This is a genomic window from Photorhabdus cinerea (genome assembly GCF_011189575.1).
Lineage (GTDB): Bacteria > Pseudomonadota > Gammaproteobacteria > Enterobacterales > Enterobacteriaceae > Photorhabdus > Photorhabdus cinerea.
Window position 1 is genome coordinate 173,125 of record NZ_PUJW01000010.1, and the last position, 20,118, is coordinate 193,242.

The 20,118-nt window shown below is 44.2% G+C and carries 17 protein-coding genes and 2 pseudogenes; 12 read left to right on the plus strand and 7 right to left on the minus strand.

Annotated elements, in window-relative coordinates; genetic code table 11:
* Nucleotides 1-165: 165 nt before the first annotated feature.
* Both C5469_RS11745 and C5469_RS11750 read right to left on the minus strand, forming a co-directional pair.
* Entirely contained in the window at nt 166-1,422 is a 1,257-nt protein-coding gene (locus C5469_RS11745; RefSeq protein WP_166306492.1) for an inverse autotransporter beta domain-containing protein, read from the minus strand.
* Between the two features lie 38 nt (nt 1,423-1,460).
* Nucleotides 1,461-3,287: an inverse autotransporter beta domain-containing protein gene (locus C5469_RS11750; protein ID WP_166306495.1), complete on the minus strand. Its 1,827-nt coding sequence runs from the start codon at nt 3,285-3,287 to the stop codon at nt 1,461-1,463.
* Nucleotides 3,288-3,603: 316 nt separating this feature from the next.
* Between C5469_RS11750 and C5469_RS11755 the strand changes: the two genes are divergently transcribed.
* The 10 genes from C5469_RS11755 to C5469_RS11800 all read left to right on the plus strand — a co-directional run bounded on the left by C5469_RS11755 (nt 3,604) and on the right by C5469_RS11800 (nt 15,508).
* Entirely contained in the window at nt 3,604-3,996 is a 393-nt protein-coding gene (locus C5469_RS11755) for a DUF4150 domain-containing protein (protein WP_036774458.1), read from the plus strand.
* A gap of 13 nt (nt 3,997-4,009) precedes the next feature.
* Nucleotides 4,010-4,537, plus strand: a complete 528-nt coding sequence (gene tssJ / locus C5469_RS11760) for a type VI secretion system lipoprotein TssJ (protein ID WP_166306498.1) — start codon at nt 4,010-4,012, stop codon at nt 4,535-4,537.
* A gap of 25 nt (nt 4,538-4,562) precedes the next feature.
* Nucleotides 4,563-5,912, plus strand: a complete 1,350-nt coding sequence (gene tssK, locus C5469_RS11765; RefSeq protein ID WP_166306502.1) for a type VI secretion system baseplate subunit TssK — start codon at nt 4,563-4,565, stop codon at nt 5,910-5,912.
* Nucleotides 5,909-7,072 (plus strand): type IVB secretion system protein IcmH/DotU, encoded by a 1,164-nt coding sequence (icmH, locus tag C5469_RS11770; protein ID WP_166306505.1) that lies wholly within the window; start codon nt 5,909-5,911, stop codon nt 7,070-7,072. Before tssK ends, icmH begins: the two co-directional genes overlap by 4 nt.
* 16 nt (nt 7,073-7,088) lie before the next feature.
* Nucleotides 7,089-10,646: a type VI secretion system membrane subunit TssM gene (tssM, locus tag C5469_RS11775; RefSeq protein ID WP_166306508.1), complete on the plus strand. Its 3,558-nt coding sequence runs from the start codon at nt 7,089-7,091 to the stop codon at nt 10,644-10,646.
* 10 nt (nt 10,647-10,656) lie between these two features.
* Nucleotides 10,657-11,664 (plus strand): type VI secretion system protein TssA, encoded by a 1,008-nt coding sequence (tssA, locus tag C5469_RS11780; protein WP_166306511.1) that lies wholly within the window; start codon nt 10,657-10,659, stop codon nt 11,662-11,664.
* Between the two features lie 99 nt (nt 11,665-11,763).
* Nucleotides 11,764-12,321: a type VI secretion system contractile sheath small subunit gene (gene tssB, locus C5469_RS11785; protein ID WP_166306514.1), complete on the plus strand. Its 558-nt coding sequence runs from the start codon at nt 11,764-11,766 to the stop codon at nt 12,319-12,321.
* Complete coding sequence (tssC, locus tag C5469_RS11790; protein ID WP_166306517.1) at nt 12,308-13,816, plus strand: type VI secretion system contractile sheath large subunit; 1,509 nt, start codon at nt 12,308-12,310, stop codon at nt 13,814-13,816. Before tssB ends, tssC begins: the two co-directional genes overlap by 14 nt.
* Nucleotides 13,817-13,848: 32 nt before the next feature.
* Nucleotides 13,849-14,370, plus strand: coding sequence for an Hcp family type VI secretion system effector (locus C5469_RS11795; RefSeq protein ID WP_166306520.1), 522 nt, complete (start codon nt 13,849-13,851; stop codon nt 14,368-14,370).
* A gap of 142 nt (nt 14,371-14,512) precedes the next feature.
* Nucleotides 14,513-15,508 (plus strand): type VI secretion system-associated FHA domain protein, encoded by a 996-nt coding sequence (locus C5469_RS11800; RefSeq protein WP_166306523.1) that lies wholly within the window; start codon nt 14,513-14,515, stop codon nt 15,506-15,508.
* 148 nt (nt 15,509-15,656) lie between these two features.
* Here C5469_RS11800 and C5469_RS11805 read toward each other — a convergent pair whose 3' ends face one another.
* Nucleotides 15,657-16,487: a phosphoenolpyruvate hydrolase family protein gene (locus tag C5469_RS11805; RefSeq protein WP_166306526.1), complete on the minus strand. Its 831-nt coding sequence runs from the start codon at nt 16,485-16,487 to the stop codon at nt 15,657-15,659.
* Nucleotides 16,471-17,714 (minus strand): annotated as a pseudogene (locus tag C5469_RS11810) (Tm-1-like ATP-binding domain-containing protein). The gene C5469_RS11805 and the pseudogene C5469_RS11810 overlap by 17 nt, the downstream one beginning before the upstream one ends.
* A gap of 140 nt (nt 17,715-17,854) precedes the next feature.
* On the opposite strand from C5469_RS11810, the gene C5469_RS11815 reads away from it, so the two are divergent.
* The gene (locus C5469_RS11815; RefSeq protein WP_166306529.1) at nt 17,855-18,475 is read left to right on the plus strand and encodes a TetR/AcrR family transcriptional regulator; all 621 of its coding nucleotides are present in this window, start codon (nt 17,855-17,857) and stop codon (nt 18,473-18,475) included.
* A 214-nt stretch (nt 18,476-18,689) separates the two neighbouring features.
* On the opposite strand, the gene C5469_RS11820 is transcribed toward C5469_RS11815, so the two are convergent.
* Genes C5469_RS11820 through C5469_RS11830 form a run of 3 tightly spaced genes read right to left on the minus strand, consistent with a single transcriptional unit; the run spans nt 18,690 to nt 19,470 of the window.
* Nucleotides 18,690-18,875: a hypothetical protein gene (locus tag C5469_RS11820; protein ID WP_166306532.1), complete on the minus strand. Its 186-nt coding sequence runs from the start codon at nt 18,873-18,875 to the stop codon at nt 18,690-18,692.
* An 8-nt stretch (nt 18,876-18,883) separates the two neighbouring features.
* Nucleotides 18,884-19,150, minus strand: a complete 267-nt coding sequence (locus C5469_RS11825) for a hypothetical protein (RefSeq protein WP_207628960.1) — start codon at nt 19,148-19,150, stop codon at nt 18,884-18,886.
* Entirely contained in the window at nt 19,147-19,470 is a 324-nt protein-coding gene (locus C5469_RS11830; protein ID WP_166306535.1) for a GNAT family N-acetyltransferase, read from the minus strand. Before C5469_RS11830 ends, C5469_RS11825 begins: the two co-directional genes overlap by 4 nt.
* 21 nt (nt 19,471-19,491) lie before the next feature.
* Here C5469_RS11830 and C5469_RS24470 point away from each other — a divergent pair.
* A pseudogene (locus C5469_RS24470) lies at nt 19,492-19,614 on the plus strand (IS110 family transposase); the annotation flags it as partial.
* Between the last annotated feature and the right edge of the window lie 504 nt (nt 19,615-20,118).

The following is a 20,118-nucleotide window of genomic DNA, read 5'->3' on the forward strand; positions in this document are numbered from 1 at the left end:
AATGAATATCTGCCAGCGAAACGTTTTTCTTATCACTGGCAGTCGATTATTCAGAAACAGGAGTTTTCCTTTCCCACAAGCAATACTTAATGTGAGAAAGGGTGAGTGCTTTTTAATCAATCTGCTGGGTTAAACTACCTGGTAGGTGTTGGTATGGGTTTTTTGTTATTCATTTCCCCATTCATCATCATTTTCATTATTAGTATGAAAGATAGAGGAATCACCTCCCTGATTCAAAAGCGGATGATTCAGGAGCAGATCTGGGGCGACTTGTGTCCATTTTCCATTATCCACTTGTTTTTCCGGTTCTTTTTTTATCTCTAGCTCTCTCTGATAAGTATTATAGTCATCACTATGCTCTCTTCTTTTTAAAACTTTATCTCTTAGCTCCTGTATCTTCCGTTCTTGTTCCAGTAGTTCCTGTTCCAATCGCTCTTGTTCTTGTCTCAACCAAGCATCCCGCGCTTCTTGCTCCAATCGCTCCTGTTCCAACCGCTCTTGTTCTTGTCCCAACCAAGCATCCCGCGCTTCTTGCTCCAACCGTTCCTGTTCCAATCGCTCTTGTTCTTGTCCCAACTGCCCCTGTGCTGACTGTTCCTCCAACATCTCATCTTCTCTATCACCCAATAAAGGAGGAACTTCATCACCTTCGCCAGTACCTAGCCGTAATTCAGATTCATCATTTTCTATCGGCTTTATTACAGGAGGAGATAACGTAGCCGGTACATTAATCAATATACCCATCTCACTGCTATTTGAGACATTTCCCTGCTCATCATACGCTACAGCTGAGATCGTAAGATGATTACTTTGCTGACGACTATAAGTAGGGAAGTGCACTACGTAGCTATTATTTGATAACGCAATAATCTGGCCTCCACGTGCACGTAATGCGCCATCATCCCACTGGATATATTTTAAACGATATTTCCCGTTGAAAGAGAAATTAATCAGTTTCCTTTCTCCACCAAATCCACTGAGTCCCGTTGGTAAATGTAGGTTCAACTGCGCGCTTTCCCGGTGCTTCAACACAATATTATTACGTTCAACCAGATGGTAACGATTGTCAGCTAAAGTGCGTCTTATCTGTGCCGTCGTCGAATCAATCTGTTGGGATAAAGGCGCTCCAAGCTGATAATTGAAGGACAGATTAACTTTTGTATCATCTTCTGTCTCCGGCTGTAACACGGCAAAACCCATATCTGCCATACCCGATTTCGGAATATCACTTCCCCACGTTACATCGTCATCAGTTTGATGCTGCAACCACCTCTTTGTTTGTTTCTGTTCGCTGCCAATAACATTAAGACTCTCTTTTTGAGTTTCATTCACCACTGGCTCTTTTTTCTCACTGGAATTATAGTAACTTACTAATAACAATGCCGCGGTAATGGCCGATACATACCCTATTTTTTTATTCATAAGCGCTTTTATTTAAATATCATTTGTTGCTACTGTTGCTATTTTCCTTCCTTTTCTCTCGCCTCCCTTTGCCTTTCTCTCTCCTCTAATTTGAGTTTGAGTTCGGCTAGTAATTTTTCTCTGGGAGAGGGTTCACGCTCCGGCTCCGGCTGCTTCGTCTTTGTCTTCGTCTTCGTCTTCGGGATATAGTTTCTATTATTACTAGGAACTGCATTTCCATTTTTGAATGCTTCAAATCCTGCCATGGGCGGTGGTGGTCCTAGTGGTCCATTACTTGGTATTGGCTGTGGCTGTGGCTGTGGCTGCTGCACACGTGTCAACTTTTCTTCCAGCAGCAGCAGCTGCTGTTGCACACGCGTCAACTTTTCTTCTTGCAACTGCTGTTGCAGACGCATCAACTCTTCCTTCTGGCGCTGCAATTCTTCCTTCTGACTCTGTAATTCTTCTACACTATCCCCAAAAAAAGGAACTTTATCATCACCATCACCTAACGTAACCGGTACATTAATCAATATGCCCATCTCACTGCTATTTGAGACATTTCCCTGTTCATCATGCGCTACAGCTGAAATCGTAAGATAGTTACTTTGCTGACTACTATAAGTAGGGAAGTGCACTACGTAGCTATTATTTGATGACGCAATGATCCGGCCTCCACGTGCACGTAATGCACCATCATCCCACTGGATATGTTTTAAACGATATTTCCCGTTGAAAGAGAAATTAATCGGTTTCCTTTCTCCACCAAATCCACTGAGTCCCGTTGGTAAATGCAGGCTCAACGGCGCGCTTTCTCGGTGCTTCAACACAATATTATTATTACGTTCAACCAGATGGTAACGATTGTCAGCCAAAGTGCGTCTTACCGGTGCTGCCGTCGGATCAATCTGTTGGGATAAAGGCACCCCAAGCTGATAATTGAAGGACAGATTAACTTTTGTGTCATCCTTACCTCTGTGACTAAAAGTTCTATCAGCACCTAATGAAATCAATGGGATAGGTGTATATTCCAGACCTACTGTCAGCGCGTACGGGTCCTTATAATGATTTTGGTGACTAAACATCGCAATATCATCACCGAAATATTGCTCAAATTTCAGTTTACCACTTAGTTGCGGGTAATCAGGCAGCCAACCCTGAGCGCGGATATCATAGCCATTCGCTGCACGTTCCACATAACCATCCAGTGCCGAAGACGAGTACCAGTCCGTCAAGCCAAAATATCCGTTAGCCGCCAGATACAGATAATCGCGCCAGTATTCCAGTCCGAATCCCAACCGCTGGTGGGCATTGCCGGATATTTGGGCATCGTAAAAAGTATTGTAACCTAAAGCCCAATCCTCCTGAAAATAACGTTGACCAATACCTAGGTTAACTATATTGCGCCCATCGGAACGGCGAGCACCTACCTGACCAAACCGTAGATACCCACCTCCGTCATATAATGGATAAAAAAGATCGATTGAGCCGCCGGTTAGCCCCCCATCAGACAAAGGTAAATTAGCACGCATTTCTCCAGCTGAAGCCTTTTCTGTCTCCGGCTGCAACGCGGCAAAACCCATATCTGCCACAGCCGATTTCCGAATATCACCGCCCTGCGTTATACCGTCATCAGTTTGATGCTGTAACCACTTCTTACCGGCCATAGCCGATTTCGAAATATCACCGCCTTGCGTTATATCGTCATCAGTTTGATGCTGCAACCACCTCTTTGTTCGTTTCTGTTCGCGGCTAATAGTATTAAGATTCTCTTTTTGAGTTTCATTCACCACTAGCTCTTTTTTCTTATTGGACTTATGGCAACTTGCTAATAACAATGCCACGGTAATAGCCGATACAGATACATACCCTATTTTTTTATTCATAAGCGCTTTTATTTAAATATCATTATATTAGAAATAGATTCAAACACCGCCATACCACCAAATAAAAAAGGCAATGCTATTCTTCACATTAATTACTCATTTTATATCCTTACTTTCGCGGGAAGTATTCCGAAATACAATTCTCATTAAAATCAGTCAAAACCCTTATTTTTCTGCGTCAAAGAAAACAACAATATTAATATTTTCATTACATCACCCATTAACAGAAATAAGGTTAATACCTTATTGGTTATATTTCCTTATTTGCTAATCTATCTGACAGAAATAGCAACACATTAATTTGGTAGGTGATGATATGTTTGCAAACTGCCAACTTTTCGGTATGGATCTGGCATTTCCAGATGTCTGTATGACACCTTTACCTGTACCCGTGCCCGTTCCATATCCCAATATGACACTGGGCCTCATGGCAACTCCTCACACTTATAAAGTGCTGTTTATGGGAATGCCTGCGCATAATATGGCGACACTGACTAATTCAAGTTTTGGTGACAATCCTGGCGTTAATCTCGGTGTTGTTTCCGGTACCGTAATGGGACCTTCACGCCATTTAATCGGCTCGTTTACCACGTTAATTAAGGGGTTTCCTGCTACACGCGTCACCAGTCTGAGCTTACAAAACAGCACTAACATGATTGGCATGCGTTTAATTCCCAGTCAGCTTAAGGTACTCCTGCTGGGACTGTGATGGAGGACTTTCTATGCTGCTTTTATCTTGCCATAAAAGTCACTGTTTTTTTGCCTTTATTCTACTGAGCATACTGCTGAGTGTCGGTTGTTCTACAAATAAAGTGGAAAAAAATATTCCATACACAATTAAATTCCAGGCACATGGCGATATTAACAACAGCGCCCCATTAAAATTAAATATATTATTATTAAGTGATCCAGATAAATTTAATCAGGCTGATATCGGGTCTTTACAAGAAAATACCCATTCAACTCTGGATAATACTGTACTTTGTCAAAAATCAATCTTCTTACTGCCGACAAAAGAACAAAATGGTATCAGTATTACCATTAATACACCGTCAACGGAAAAATATATTGCTATTTGGGCCGAATATCAGAGTATTAGCGACAAACAATGGCGGATCGTTATTCCTCTATCATCGTTTCCAACAGCACCTTATTTATCGGTTTTGAATCCCTTTTCATCCTCTGAGCTTTATCAGTTGATTACCGTTACTTCGCACGGATTACAGATTGCATCTGCGTCCGCTCAATGAATCACGCATGCTCAGGAGATCACCTATGAAAAATGCACACAAAGTTCTCTGGATGGAAGGCATGTTTTTACGACCTCACCATTTTCAACAGGCAGATGAGTATGTGGATGCACGCCTGCGTCAATGGGGAGCTTTGCAACGAGCCTACAATTGGGGGTTTTCATCATTAAAAATCGATGAAAGCCAGCTTGCTCTGGGAAAAATTTCACTGCTGGCGGCCAGCGGTATTATGCCTGATGGCACCAGTTTTGAATTTACTGAAACCAATGAGACTCCACCCGCATTAGCAATCAGCGCTTCATTACATTCGCAAATTATAACCTTAGCTATACCGGCATATCTGACCGGACGTGAATCCGTCAGTTTCGATGACGCATCCAATTCTTTGGCTCGTTATCAGGCATTTGAAAAAGAGGTCAACGACATCAACTCGCTGACACTTAGCAGTACGACCTTACATTGCGGGAGATTACGCCTGCGTCTGCTACCAGAAAATGAGTTGAACGGTGAATGGATTGCAATGGGAGTCCTGCGGGTTTTAGAAAAAAATCAGGATGGCATTGTCATTCTGGATACGGGATATATTCCACCGTTGCTTAACTGTTGGGTAAGCCCGTTATTACAGAACATAACTCATGATCTGTATGGTCTGTTACTGCAACGCAGCCGACAGCTTAGCCGTCATCTGCAATGTAATGGTTCTTGCACCAGTGATTTATTACGACTGGCGCTCTTAAACCGTTTTAGCGCGCAGCTTCAACACATCATGCATCTGCCTCAACAGGCACCCGAAATGCTTTTTCTCATCTGGATCAGCTATGCACTGGAAATGAGTTCTTTCCAGTCGCCTTATACACTGGAGGGAGAGTTACCCCGCTACAATCATCTGGATATTGGTGGTTGCTTCACCCGCCTCTGTACTTTACTGCAACGCAGCTTGTCCATTGTGCTGGAAGAGCATGTTGTATCACTGCCCCTGACCAAACGCCTGCCCGGACTGAGCGTAGCATCACTACCAGAACAGATGAATCTGGATGATTACCACTTCATCTTAGTCGTGAAGTCTGAGATGGAGCATGACTCTTTTATGGCTCACTTTCCGGCCCAAATCAAAATCGCGCCCGCTGATCGCATACGTGATCTGGTGCGCCTGCAATTGCCAGGTATTGCCCTACGCCACTTGGTACAGATCCCCAGACAACTTCCCTATCAAAATGGGCATTGCTACTTCAAATTGGAATTAGACAGTGAAACTGAACAGTCGCTGGGAAAATCCGGGGTGTTTGCCTTTTATATTGCTGGTGAGTTTCCCGGTCTGAAAATGGCATTTTGGGCACTTAAACGTCTGTCTGATGAGGAGGAAATGAACCTATGAATCATAACTACCGTAACCCATTGGTACAGGCTGCTTATCCACTGTTAAATGCTATGTCACATATTCGCCACACAGCAAAACCAGAGGATTCCAGTCAGTTACGCCAACAACTGATTGGTGAAATGTATCGCTTTGAAAAACAGTGTCAGCAAGAGGGATTTAGCTACGAAACTATTCTCGGCGCCCGTTATTGTCTGTGCACATGTTTAGATGAAACAGTTGCATTGACCTCCTGGGGAAGCGATAGCATATGGTCAGGTAATGGCCTGTTGGTGACATTCCATAAAGAGAGCAGTGGTGGTGAGAAGTTTTTCAAACTATTGGATATGTTGCTGCAACAACCGGCCAAACATATCGATTTACTCGAACTGTTCTACTTTTGTCTGTTACTGGGGTTTGGTGGTCGTTATCGCTTGATTGATAACGGCCTGGCTCAATTAGAAACCCTAATCCAGCGCCTGGCAATACGTCTGCGTCAAGTGAGAGGCGAATATTCCTCGGCATTAAGCGCTCTTCCGCCTCTTCCAGTCAACACACATCAGACATCACGGTTAGCCCATTTTTTGGTGTTTTGCTCGCTATCTGGAGTACTACTGACTGGTTTACTCTACATCGGGTTAAACACCCGGCTTAATCAGCAGACAGAACCCGTGTTGACATCTATATACGACCTGCCACTACCAGAAGCTGCATCACCGGTTGAAAGTTTCTCTATAGCTCATCTGCGACAGGTTCTGCAACCGATGATTGCACAGCAGGACATCACCGTCAGCCAGAATGCAGATAATATCAGCGTAACCCTGCAAGGCGGCGATTTATTTGCTTCCGCATCGGCAACACTTAATCCACTCTATCAGATACCTCTCCAAGAGCTTGCCAAACAACTGAACCTGACGACTGGAAAGGTTATCGTTCGCGGACACAGTGATAATCAGCCTATTCATACACATACCTATTCCTCTAACTATGCACTGTCACTGGCGCGAGCAAAAACGGTGGCGCAACAGTTACGCACCAACCTGCTCCAGCCACAACGGCTACAGGTTGAAAGTGCTGGCGCAGAAGCACCTTTAGTCCCCAACACCACCGCCAAGAATCGGGCTTTGAACCGCCGTATTGAAATTATTTTCAACACCAAGCCGGATAATTCAGGCCAATAGGCAGGAGAGAAAGAAAATGTTAAGAGCATTTATCGCCATCATCACTAATCGCCTGTTTTGGGGGGCGCTGATCGTTGCCGCATTGTGTCTGCTTATCTGGATTATGGGACCATTTATCGCCATTGGTGATCTGCATCCACTGGTAACCGAAGTCCAACGCCAAATCGCTATCACTGCCCTAATTTCGCTGTGGTTACTGCTACGGCTGTTACCTTTTCTCTATCAAGTGTGGACAAATGCTTGTTTGCGCCGGCGCTTACACCATGTCAGCAATGTCACACCGACAACCCGAAGTGCTTCTCAATCCCTCTCTGACAACTTTAAACAGGCGGCAGCCCTGATTAAACGCGGGCTGCGTCTGAATGGCGAACAACTTACTACACGCCTTGGCAAATTCTATCTCTATCGCCTGCCCTGGTATCTGGTTTTGGGTACCAAAGGATGCGGTAAAGATAAAGCTCTGCTAAATTCAGGGTTAGACTTCTACCACACAACCTATCCAAGCCAGTTCGCTTTTCCTGAAACCAATGCCGAATCGCACTGTTCATGGTATTTCACCCTTCAAGGCGTCATTCTTAGCCCCGCAGGGGAGTACCTGAAGGAAGGCAACCCTTTATGGCAGACCTTATTGAAACTGCTAAAACGTTATCGTCCACGTCAGCCAATCAACGCCGTTATTCTGACAATCAGCGTGCAAGATCTGCTGCAACAAGATAATGACGCACAATATCATCAGGCTTTATTACTGCGTAAGAGACTGATGGATTTGCGTTTGCAATTGAAAATTGACTTTCCGGTCTACGTGATGATCACCAAAGCCGACTTGCTCCCTGGGTTTAGTAGCTACTTCAACAGTTTTTATGGTGAAGAATTGGATCAGGTCTGGGGTTTTACATTTCCCTGGGAACAGGAGTTGCATTCCCATAACGATTTACAACAGATACTGGATAAGCAATATAACCATTTGCAACAGCGTCTGGACGCGGCACTAGCGGATACCTTAATAGCCCAACAGGATATTACTCAGCGGGAACAAAGCTTTGCCTTCCCGCAAGCATTCGCCACCTTACGCCCGGTCTTGATGCGTTATCTGAGTATTATTTTTGCCACTTCTGGCTTTGATCGTCCATGGTTACCACATGGTCTCTATTTCACCAGTGCTAACCAAAAGCATGGGGAATTTCAGCACAGTAATGGAGCTACGCAAGATAATCTGTTTGATTACAGTTATGCGCTTTCCTCTGTTACCAATAGCGATGGTGAAACAACTAACCGGACTGCCCGTAGTTACTTTCTAAGACAGTTATTCCAAAAAGTCATTTTGGCTGAGAGTGGACTGGCTGGTATCAATCGCATGTACGAATTGCGCCGGCGCTTTATGCTGCTGACCGGATGTAGCCTGTTACTCAGTCTAATGGCCGGGATCTGCTTACTGTTACTGACAAGTTACCACAATAACAATGACTATTTGGAGCAAATTGCGGCCCGACTTCCGCTACTGGAACAACAGGGTCAGGCGCTGAACAAGCCATCAGATCGCGATCTACCACACTTGATCCAGTATCTGACACAGCTACAGTCACTGACAGCAAATCAGCAAATTAATCCAGACAGCCCGCCGCTTGTTTACGGTATGGGATTGTATCAAGGCCCCCAACTGAACAGTGCCAGCTACCCGGTTTATCAGCATGCGTTAAAGAATTTATTGCTGCCGCTGGTGACGCAGCAAGTCGAAAGTATCCTGCGTCAGCAAGCTGATAGCGATAACAGTGAATCAACTTACGAAGCGCTGAAAGCCTACCAAATGCTATTTCAGACACAACATTACAATGGCAAATTCCTTACCGCTTGGCTGATGTTAAATCTGTCTCATATTGCTGGTGGTGAAAAGTTGAATGAGGCACAACGTAAAGCACTTCAGGAACATCTTTATCAGCTACTGAATCACAGTCAGCCTTCCTGGTCCCAACACAAGGACCAACAACTGATACAGGAAGCGATAAAAAATATCATGCGTTCAACGTTTTCCCAGCGGGTTTATACCAGCATAAAAAAAAGATTGATCAATAACGGACGTTTCAAATCCGTCAATCTGCTTGATTTGGCGGGTTCTCAGGCTGAGTTGGTATTAAAACGTAAAAGCGACTTGCCAGATACTGCGACAATCCCCGGCTTTTTTACACCAGACGGATATTGGCACGGTCTGGTTGCACAGGTAGATGATACGGTAAAGACACTTCGTGACACTGATCGCTGGGTTCTCAATATTCAGCCACAGGTACAGGAAGGATGCGACGCCGCCTGCCGGGTACGCCAGCTTTATATGGATGACTTTATGTTGGAGTGGGATACATTTCTCAATGATATCGTCCTGATCCCAACAAGTAGCCTCAACCAGCGTATTAATAATGTGCGTATTCTCTCTGGCGCCCATTCGCCCCTGCGTAATCTGCTGATTGGTATCAGCCACATTGTTGCACTTTCCCCACCAGAAGATCACGGCAAACTCACGCAGCTGAGCCAGCAACTGAACGATGAAGCCACCCGAAAATTACAAAATCTGTTTCCGGCGGTCAGAACAACTCCAGCACCACCTTCACCAGAACAGATTGTCATAAGCCACTATCGTGATCTGCTCGATCTGGCACGTCCACAAGGAGATCACAATGACACGATCGCTTTTGATGATCTGTTCAATAAACTGGGTGATCTGTATCGTTACCTCACCGCCTTACAGGAAAATGGCGAAGCCGCAGCATCTCCCTCTGGTACCATACTGACGCAATTACAAGCTGATGCGGGCCGCCTGCCTGCTCCATTCCGCAGCATTATTATGGACATGACGCAGGGGGCCAAAGGCGACACACAACAACAGGCGGTTTCGCGTATACACCAATTGGCTAATGCTCAGTTAAGTGACTTCTGTCGTGAGGCCATTGCCGGGCGTTATCCACTATCCCGCCACAGCAAACGTGATATTACACCTGATGATATGGCGCATATGTTTGCGCCAAACCAAGGGTTAATGGATCGTTTTTTTAATCAGTATCTGGTGGATAAGGTTAGCACTCAGGGCGACGAATGGCGCTTTTTCCCTTGGGCGCTAGGCAGTACCAAGCCAGAAGATCAGTCACTGCTAAAAACATTCCGGCAAGCGCAATTTGTCCGCGATGCATTCTTTAGTACTGCCTCTTCACAGCCATCGTTCTCCCTTACCTTGCAACCTAAACAGATGGATAACGACATCCTGACCTTGTCACTGACACTCAACGATCAAAGTGCCAGTTACAGCCACGGGCCGCTGACATCCTGGTACTTCACCTGGCCCGGTAGCAATAATGCCGGTAAAGCCAAACTGACCATGCTGTTGGCTAATGGCAAAACCAAATCACTGGAAACTTCAGGACCTTGGGCATTAAACAGGCTGATTGATGCAGGAAAATGGTTTCAGGAGGACAGCATGCATTACCGAATCACTTTCAATCTGGCAGGGCACCAGGCCACACTGATACTCACCCCCGATAGCATACACAACCCGTTTGTTCTGCCGGAATTTACCTGCATCAAGCCATAAGGAAAACCTGATGAATATTGCCTCTTTGCTTAACCCGATCAGCCAGGAACATCCCTGTGGAGAAGAACTGGAATACAGTGCCGAATTCATGCAACTGATTCAATTGGCCGAAGGAAAAGCTGAACAGCAATTCGGTGACTTTATCATGCCAGCTCAGGAACCAGATTGGCGTCAGATAGAGAAAAGTGCCTTGGTTCTGCTAGCTCGCAGTAAGGATCTGCGCATTATCATCTTGCTAATGCAAGCTTGGTGCAATCAACACGGTTTGGCTGGATATGAGCAGGGGCTGCTGTTATTGGAACAGACGATCAGCCGTTATTGGGAAACATTGTGGCCAGCCGCAGAGCTAGATGGTGAGCCAGACCTGCTGATGCGTATTAACGCATTACAAGGACTAAGTGACGGTTTCACGCTGGCTAAACAGGTACGCCTTTGTGAATTCGCCCATCTGAACGGGAGCACTCTTACAGTAACGGATGTGATGAAATGTCTGGATGGCAGTAGTGCAGAAGACAACCCATTTCCCGGCGGGATCGATCTTCTGATCGCCGAATTACGAAAAAGCGCAGCACCGGTCATCAAGCAGATCCCACAAATTGCGGCCACCCTTCAATGCTTGTTTAGCACATTGCGCGGTCATCTTGGCGACAGCGGGCTGCCAGATATGCGCCGTCAAATGGCAACACTGCATCATCTGACACAGCTTCTCGCCCCTGAAACCAACTCGGTTGAAACTGTGGACAATACGGTATATCCCTTGCCAGAGAATATGCATCCACAACAAGAAATATCCAATGGCTGGCAGACATCCGGCATTCAAAACCGTGAACAGGCTCAACAGGCGTTGGAAGCAGTGCGACAGTACTTTCTGCTACATGAATCCAGCCATCCGGCACCATTGATGATTGAACGAATACAACGCCTGATGAGTCAGGATTTTATGAGCATTATGCGCAACCTTGCACCAGAAGCTGTTGATCAACTTGAACACTTTTTTGGCCGTGAAAAGCACACATAACGAGGTCAAAAACACAACAGAATATCAGGTAATACACCAGAAGAACTGTTGTGCTTCGTTAATTACCCATAACCACTGATTTTCCCGATGGAGAATATTATGTCAGGATCAAATAGCGGGCAAAAATTCATCGCTCGTAATCGTGCTCCACGAGTACAAATTGAATATGATGTCGAACTATACGGTAGTGAACGTAAGGTTCAACTGCCCTTTGTCATGGGCGTCATGTCGGATTTAACCGGAAAATCTGCTGATCAACTTCCTCCACTGGGTCAGCGCAAGTTTCTCGATATTGATGTTGATAACTTCGATGACCGAATGAAATCACTACGCCCAAGCGTGGCTTTTCCGGTGGACAATACCCTGAGCGGCGAAGGCAAAATTCAGGTAGCACTCACTTTTAACACCATGGATGATTTTCTACCTGATTCGATAGCACGCCAGGTAGAACCCCTTAATCAACTCTTGGAAGCCCGTACTCAACTGGCCAATTTGCTGTCCTATATGGACGGCAAAAGTGGTGCCGAAGAGCTGATCGCCTCCATCCTGCAAAATCCTGAATTGCTGAAATCGTTAAGTACTGCACCGTTGAATAGTGCGGAATCCACAGACTCGGTAGCAGAACAAGATCAAGGAGGCACTCATGAGCCAGTCTGAAATCCATGCCGCCAGTGAAAACCAAACTCAGGCCGACAGCTACAGTCAGGGAGAACTCAGTGCACTACTCAGAAAAGAGTTTCGCCCGAAAACAGATCAAGCGTGCCTTGCTGTAGAAAATGCGGTTAAAACTCTGGCACATCAGGCTCTGGAAAATAGCCTGACGTTATCGAGCGACACTTTCAGCACTATTCAAGCGCTGATTGCCGCTATTGACAACAAACTCTCTCAACAGATCAACGAAATTCTTCATCATCCTGATTTTCAGGCTCTGGAAGGGGCATGGCGTGGCCTGCTCTATCTGGTAAATAACACGGAAACCAGCGAAATGCTGAAAATACGTGTTATGAGCATCGAAAAGAAAGAATTGGGACGCACGCTGAAACGCTATAAAGGAACAGCTTGGGATCAGAGTCCTATATTCAAACGGATTTATGAAGAAGAGTACGGCCAATTTGGCGGAGAGCCACTTGGTTGTCTGGTCGGTGATTACTATTTCGACCACAATCCGCAGGATGTTGAGTTACTGGGAGAAATGGCCCGTATCGCTGCCGCTGCCCATTGCCCTTTTATTAGCAGCGCTTCGCCCGGAGTGATGCAGATGGAAACCTGGCAAGAGCTGGCAAACCCGCGCGATCTGAGCAAGATATTTCTCAACACCGAATACGCATCCTGGCGCAGTTTGCGTGAATCAGAAGATGCTCGTTACATCAGCTTGGTCATGCCACGTTTTCTGGCTCGTTTACCTTACGGTATCAGTACCAATCCAGTTGAAGGATTCGATTTCGAAGAAAAAACCGCAGGGGCCACTCACAGTAACTACGTATGGAGCAACGCAGCCTATGCAATGGCGGTGAATATCAATCGTTCATTTAAAGAATATGGCTGGTGCGCATCCATCCGGGGCGTCGAGTCAGGCGGAGCAGTAGATAAACTGATCTGCCATACCTTCCCAACAGATGATGGTGGTTTGGATATCAAATGCCCGACCGAAATCGCTATCAGTGACCGCCGTGAGGCTGAGTTAGCCAAAAACGGTTTTATCCCGTTGGTTTACCGTAAAAATTCTGATTTTGCCGCATTTATCGGCGCTCAATCACTGCAAAAACCGGCGGAATATATGGACGCGGATGCCACGGCAAACGCTAATCTGGCAGCCCGTTTACCTTATCTATTTGCCTGCTGCCGCTTCGCGCATTACCTGAAATGTATTGTGCGTGACAAAGTGGGATCATTTCAGAGTCGCGATGATATTGAACGCTGGTTGAATAAATGGATTCTCAACTATGTTGACGGCGATCCCACTAACTCCTCACAACAGACCAAAGCGCGCAAACCGCTGGCAGCGGCAGAAGTACAAGTCAGCGAACAGGAAGATAACCCCGGCTACTATCAGGCCAAATTCTTCCTGCGTCCCCATTATCAACTGGAGGGATTAACGGTTTCCCTGCGGTTGGTATCAAAACTGCCCTCCCTGAAACAGGGCGGCGGTTAATCCTGAAAATCACTGAATGAAGGAATACGATTATGAACAACAGCATCTATCTGGATATCAAAGATGTCTCTGGTGAATGTAAAGACAGCAATCATCCCAATGGTATTGATGTGCACACCTTTAAATGGGAGTTGTCGCAACCAGTAGAAACGGGTAGTGGTGGCGGTGGCGGAAGTGGGCGCGCCAAAATTCACTCTCTGGTGGTCTATGCCCGTATGGATAAGGCAATGCCAACGTTAATGCAGAAATTAGCACAAGGGGTTCATCTTCCAGAAGTGAAGTTAACCATGCGCAAAGCTGGAAACGAGCAACAAGAGTTCACCACTATTACGCTTGAAAGTGCGTTACTTGACAACATTGAACTCGTTGACTTTAACCGTGACATTCCACATCTGACAGAAGGCTCAACTGATATTAAACCCGGTACTATTGGCGTCAAATACAGTTTCTCTCCGAATAAAGCCAAAGTGATTTATAAGGAACAAGATAACGAAGGAAAAAGTGGCGCTGAAGTGGAGTTTAAATGGAACACACAAACTAACCGCCCTGAATAATAAAACACTCACTGACAGCTAAGTCAGTAAAAATAATAACCTTCCTCCCGGAATACGCTATGTTGGTTTCCGTCAGGAAACTACACACTTTTTTTCGTGGAGGAAGGTTAAATAATCATTCAAGATAATAAGCGAAGTTATTATGCAAATAACCATTATCAAGACTCCATCAGGTGATATGACAGCAAATAGCAGTCATATTTTTTATCCTCCCGGTGGCACTATCGGTACCAGCGAAGATAATCATTTTGTGTTGCCAGATCCGAGTGGTTGTATTTCGGCATTACAAGCCAGTGTGCATATTTCTGCCCAAAGTGCCTGCACTATTACTAATATTGGAACTGCTTTCATGATGATTAACAATATCCCATTAGCGCGTGGAGAAACCACATCTCTGCAAGAAAATAGTAAACTCCAGATTGGCGATTATTACCTGACTGTAAATGAAACGGAAACAACAAAATATCGTTCTGCCGAACAAGAAATACCAGAAACTGATATTTCCACAGCACTATGGGACGAATTAAATGAAACATTGCTCACAGAAAAAAATCCTACAGAGGACGAGCAACTGTCACTGGCAGATTTTATGCTACCGAAACAAGGAACAGAGCCTATGCTATCCCTTGCCCAACTCGCTACCCGCCCTACCGATCCGATGCAACTCTTTACGGCCCAACATCACAGTGCCAGCAGTCAGACTCTATTTCAGCAAAATACCCGCCTCTCTGTTACACCATTGCAACTATGGGAAGAGCAGGTAAAACAGCTCGATCCGTTATGCTTATTCAAAAAAGAACCGACAGCCGCCACCGCCAACGACATGGCCGCACCACAAACATATCAAATGTCAGACAGACATGAACAAGCTATGAAAGAAGCACTTTTCTATTGCCTTAATTCCATCATGCATCGTTTTGACCCATCCTACGATGAAAACAGTGTTCCCGCAGCACACTTCTGGCACATAAATGGCACACAACACCGTAAGGCAAAGTTATGGGATAACTTTACTGAACGTTACCAACAAACTATCGAAGAAATACGTCAACAATCACCGACATTATTCAATACCTTTTTCCTCAGTGTTTATCAACAAAAACTGAACGCTGTTTTCGACAACAATAATGACGAATAACACGGACAAAAAAATACTGGAATTACCCAATACTCTCCGAGATTGGGTGTTTCAATTAATTAAATAAGGCGGATTCGACCAATAAGCTACCGTCTTGATGGTCAAGTTCTGATAGCATAGTTTCCACATAGCTTAAGTATAATTCCCACTAATCCCGATTAATTTCTTTAAATTTCTGGATCGTGTGTTTGATGGCTTGTTCTGTTGGCAAACGCTCCATTGAACTGGCACCATAGAATCCATGACAATTGGGACAATGAGCCAAAATATAGGCGACATCTTCTGGTTCCGAAATTGGGCCACCGTGACACAAAGTAATAATGTCATTTCGGATAGTTTTAGCTGCCGAAGCACAAGCGTTAATGATTGGTATACAAGATTTCAGATCATATGATGTATTAGCACTAATATCACCACCAGTGGTTAGCCCCAGATGTACGACGATGATATCAGCACCTGCTTGTGCCATCGCTTCAGCCTCTTTTGCATTGAAAACATAAGGAGTGGTAATCATTCCTTTTTCATGTGCCAAGCGGATTAGCTTCACCTCCAGTGCATAGCCCATGCCTGTTTCTTCCAGGTTTTTTCTGAACTTTCCATCAATAAGCCCTACTGTTGGGAAGTTCTGAATACCAGCAAAACCTTGTGCCTTCAGTTCATCCAGAAAAAGAGATAAATTACAGAATGGATCAGTACCGCAGACACCCGCCAATACAGGTGTTTCCTTAACTATCGGCAATATTTCATTACCCATTTCTCTGACAATTTCGTTTGCATTACCGTATGGCATTAATCCGGCTAATGATCCTCTGCCAGCCATTCTGAAGCGTCCAGAATTATATACGATAATGAGGTCTGCCCCTCCGGCTTCCTCACAACGCGCCGAAAGACCCGTGCCAGCACTCGCTCCAATAATAGTTTCGTTACGTTCGACTTTTTGTTTTAGAGTTTCAATAATTTGATTATATTTTTTCTTCATAAGAAATTCCCTGGTGTTCTATACTTTCCTTGAGTTGTTGTATTACAAGAGCACAAAATTGTGGTGAATTGATGTGAAAAGGTGTTTTTATAATTTTTCGCAATTCTGTTTGTTTTATTGTTTTTTTTAGTCCATGACAGAAAGCCTGTGTTGATGCAGGTAAATAAAAAGGTTGTTCAGGGCAATCTAGCGCAGAGAATCCGCCTTCCGGAATAATAAATCGAATAGGTCCATTACACTTATTAAGTTTATTCCCTATCCAGATACCAAGTTGATAGTTTTCTTCAGGTGTGGTTCGCATCAAGGTCACCTGAGAATTGTGCTCAACAAATAGCCTATTGCTGTAGCGTTCTGGAACCGTGTCCTTTGCACCAAAATTAACTATGTCCAAAGCACCAGCACTGCCGATCCACGGAATGCTTTTTTTTGCAATGACGTCTAAACGTGTGTCAGGGCAACCCAAAACACCCCCAAATAACAGATCGGCAATTTCTGTTAATGTAATATCCAAAACACAAACCAATTCGCCGTCCTTAGCCAATTTCTCCATGCTTGTTCCACCATTGCCGGTAGCATGAAAAGCCAGGCAATCGTATTGGGTATTTAACTCAGTGGTGAGCTGATTAATGCACGGAGTCGTCACACCAAACATCGTCAACCCTAAAGCGGGTTTATGAATATTAGCCAATGGCGTAAAATAATTGACAGAGCCGGCCATCATATTTGCAGCATTAGACAAGACTGAACGAGAAATACGGTTTAATCCGTTAGATCGGTTACCGTATACAGCATGGCAATATCGGTGGCCCTAACGTAGGCTGAGACATTCCCTGATGCCATCGTTGATACCATGATTTTAGGCAAACCGATCGGCAGGCTTTGCAAAGCCGGAGTAATCAACGCTGTTCCGCCTGAGCCGCCGATACCAATCACCCCCGCGATATCGTCGATTGAACTGTTCAGGAAATTCGTGAGGGCGACAGACATCGCGGTTATTGCTTTATTCCGCACGCCACAAAAAACGGGATCAGCGCCAGCGGGGTGATACTCAGCCACCTGAAGTGAATGAATATCTATCTTTTTATTCTGATGATCTTTCCCAGGAATTGATGTAGACACATCAATGATGATTGAATCAACTCCTGCGAGGTGTAAACAACATTTCAACCAGACCAGCTCGTCCAGTTTTGTGTCTGCTGTGCCAACGACAACCACAAATCGCGTCATAGTGTTCACCCCATGTGGCATACTCAGTTCAAAGACGAATGTAAACCTATTGTAATATTTTACAACATGCAAGTTATTTTTTATCATTAGTGATATTTTTTATTATGAATGCTATACAGTTAAAATTTTAAGGAGGTTAAATGATTCTGTTTGATGAAGAAAATCTGTCACCAGTCCGGCGTCGTACCCTGGAACGTATCACTCATTCAGCTCTGAAGTTATATCGTGAAAAAAAATTTCCGTCTCCTGAAGAGATTGCTAATGAAGCTGAATATGCGAAGGTCACGTTGCGCAGCTACTTTTCAACCCACAGTGATTTTGTCGAATATGTTGTAAAACAAGTCATTGGATCATTCGTTATCCCCCCTATGGGCAATGATGCAGAGGAAAATATTGAGAAATTATTAAGATGGGGTTATGAAGAAATAGAAGCCAATGAAGCACTGATGAGGGATGCTTTACGCATTTCTCAGTTACGCTGGCAGGAATCTTTATCCGGTGAAGATAACCACAAACGACCTGTTTTAAAGAAAAAAAGTAACCGTAAAGAGACACTTTCTGCGGCGTTAGCGCCTCTAAAAGGTCAGCTTAACGATGACACAATACATAAGATTATTATGTTGATTTCAGTTTTATATGGTACAGAGGCTATGACTATTCTGAAAGATACTTTTGGTTTAGAAAATGATGAAATCATCAACTTAACGAGTTGGGCTGCAAAGTTGATAGTTCGGCAGGCCATTAATGAGGAGTTAAAATAATCAGAAGACTATTTTTTCAATATAAGGGTAAAAAAACCGGGCATGAGGCCCTAATGCCAGTCAGTTAAGCCGACTGGCCTTTCTTTTTACCGGGTATTTTTGCGGTTTACGCCTCACTACTCTCGGATATTTTCTGTCAGGAAGCTTTGCTGGTAATTCAAACATGCTTAATGTTTCCAATAAGTAAGCATAGCGCTTAGGTAAATTACCTGCACTAGTCAGTGGTGTTGTGAGCAGGTAATTCATCTTCAAGACATTTACGCATACGCCATTTATTGGTTACACATAACGCCTGTTCGTAATTTAAGCCTGACAATCCATAGCGACTACGGAGAAATCCAGCAAATGCCATATTACTTTCTGAACTTGCAACCACATAATGAAAAGGTGTCTGATTCATTATGTTATCTATAATTGCAACATATCGCGTAATATCGCCGCCGTAAATACACTGTCTCCGTTGCCTGTGACAATGCCTATAACTGTATATAAGGAAAAGTTTAATACACACCGCAGAACTTCTTGTGCATCTTCCAGATTTTTAACTATATAGTACTTCGTGCCATTAAGGGCAGGTTTAACTCTTTTCACTATATGAATAATCTGATATCCCTGATGAGCTAAAGCTGTCGCAATACCTTCACGATATCCTAATACAATAACCGTGTTGTTCATTCATTTTCTCCTGATCGCCAGATATAGAGATCGTGTTTATTGGTATTAAAAGGGCCTAAATATTCAAATCCTCGTTGAGTAAAGAAATGAATATTCATCTCCAGTGAACGACGTAATGCAATAATGATAGGTAATTTCGCCTGCTGGACTGCCTCTTGGAAAATGATATTGAGTAATTTTCTGGCAATTCCCCGGCACCTGAATGCCGGTAATACAGATAAACAACTGAATGTTAAATTATTGTCTTCTTGCTCAATTAATACAGCTGCAACAACCTGATTATCATATTTAGCAATTCTCCAATAAATTAACTTCTCCATAATACTGACAGGCGTTTCATTCGCGGGTTAAAAGGCGTGATAACCCGCAGTGAGTTCAATAAAGCAGCGGTGGCTCTGGCAAATAAAAATGCCCGAATTGCGTGGGCTCTGGTTAATCAACAGTCGCTTTATGAACCACGATGAGTTACCCATGATGTAAATGATGTAGAAGTCCATAAGTTGATGTACTGACAGGTAGAACCGACTCTCTGTGAACCTGGTAAATAGCTCAGTCTATCGAGACTGTTGAAATAATGAGGGCAGAGAGTGCGGATTTTCATCAGGACTCATTGAAGCCGGATATATGTTTGCGACTACGTTGTCAGAAAATTTTATTCACCCACTTGAATTGAGTCGGTGTCCATATGGCTATTTATGGTTGGGGACGTAATACCATTACGCGGAAACAAAACGTACTGGATTTGGAGTAAATAGAGAGCATTTCCATTCTTATCGCCACTTTACAGCATTTAATACATCTCATTCCCCATTGTCAGGGTTAAAGAACCAGATTTTGATCACATTTTATACCATCCATTCAGACAGGTAATTAATCCTGCATTAGAATGGTTTGATATTGTTATTATTTAACTATCAAGATTATTTATGGTGGGATAAACATAAAAAAGTCGAGTTCACCTCAGGTTT

What these genes read in the sequence shown, in the direction of transcription:
- C5469_RS11820 (WP_166306532.1), bottom strand. Translation starts at nt 18,875, where the DNA reads ATGAATCAGACACCTTTTCATTATGTGGTTGCAAGTTCAGAAAGTAAT.
- C5469_RS11755 (WP_036774458.1), top strand. Translation starts at nt 3,604, where the DNA reads ATGTTTGCAAACTGCCAACTTTTCGGTATGGATCTGGCATTTCCAGAT.
- tssC (WP_166306517.1), top strand. Translation starts at nt 12,308, where the DNA reads ATGAGCCAGTCTGAAATCCATGCCGCCAGTGAAAACCAAACTCAGGCC.
- C5469_RS11805 (WP_166306526.1), bottom strand. Translation starts at nt 16,487, where the DNA reads ATGAAGAAAAAATATAATCAAATTATTGAAACTCTAAAACAAAAAGTC.
- C5469_RS11830 (WP_166306535.1), bottom strand. Translation starts at nt 19,470, where the DNA reads ATGGAGAAGTTAATTTATTGGAGAATTGCTAAATATGATAATCAGGTT.
- C5469_RS11795 (WP_166306520.1), top strand. Translation starts at nt 13,849, where the DNA reads ATGAACAACAGCATCTATCTGGATATCAAAGATGTCTCTGGTGAATGT.
- C5469_RS11825 (WP_207628960.1), bottom strand. Translation starts at nt 19,150, where the DNA reads ATGAACAACACGGTTATTGTATTAGGATATCGTGAAGGTATTGCGACA.
- tssJ (WP_166306498.1), top strand. Translation starts at nt 4,010, where the DNA reads ATGCTGCTTTTATCTTGCCATAAAAGTCACTGTTTTTTTGCCTTTATT.
- C5469_RS11745 (WP_166306492.1), bottom strand. Translation starts at nt 1,422, where the DNA reads ATGAATAAAAAAATAGGGTATGTATCGGCCATTACCGCGGCATTGTTA.
- C5469_RS11800 (WP_166306523.1), top strand. Translation starts at nt 14,513, where the DNA reads ATGCAAATAACCATTATCAAGACTCCATCAGGTGATATGACAGCAAAT.
- tssK (WP_166306502.1), top strand. Translation starts at nt 4,563, where the DNA reads ATGAAAAATGCACACAAAGTTCTCTGGATGGAAGGCATGTTTTTACGA.
- icmH (WP_166306505.1), top strand. Translation starts at nt 5,909, where the DNA reads ATGAATCATAACTACCGTAACCCATTGGTACAGGCTGCTTATCCACTG.
- C5469_RS11750 (WP_166306495.1), bottom strand. Translation starts at nt 3,287, where the DNA reads ATGAATAAAAAAATAGGGTATGTATCTGTATCGGCTATTACCGTGGCA.
- tssA (WP_166306511.1), top strand. Translation starts at nt 10,657, where the DNA reads ATGAATATTGCCTCTTTGCTTAACCCGATCAGCCAGGAACATCCCTGT.
- tssM (WP_166306508.1), top strand. Translation starts at nt 7,089, where the DNA reads ATGTTAAGAGCATTTATCGCCATCATCACTAATCGCCTGTTTTGGGGG.
- C5469_RS11815 (WP_166306529.1), top strand. Translation starts at nt 17,855, where the DNA reads ATGATTCTGTTTGATGAAGAAAATCTGTCACCAGTCCGGCGTCGTACC.
- tssB (WP_166306514.1), top strand. Translation starts at nt 11,764, where the DNA reads ATGTCAGGATCAAATAGCGGGCAAAAATTCATCGCTCGTAATCGTGCT.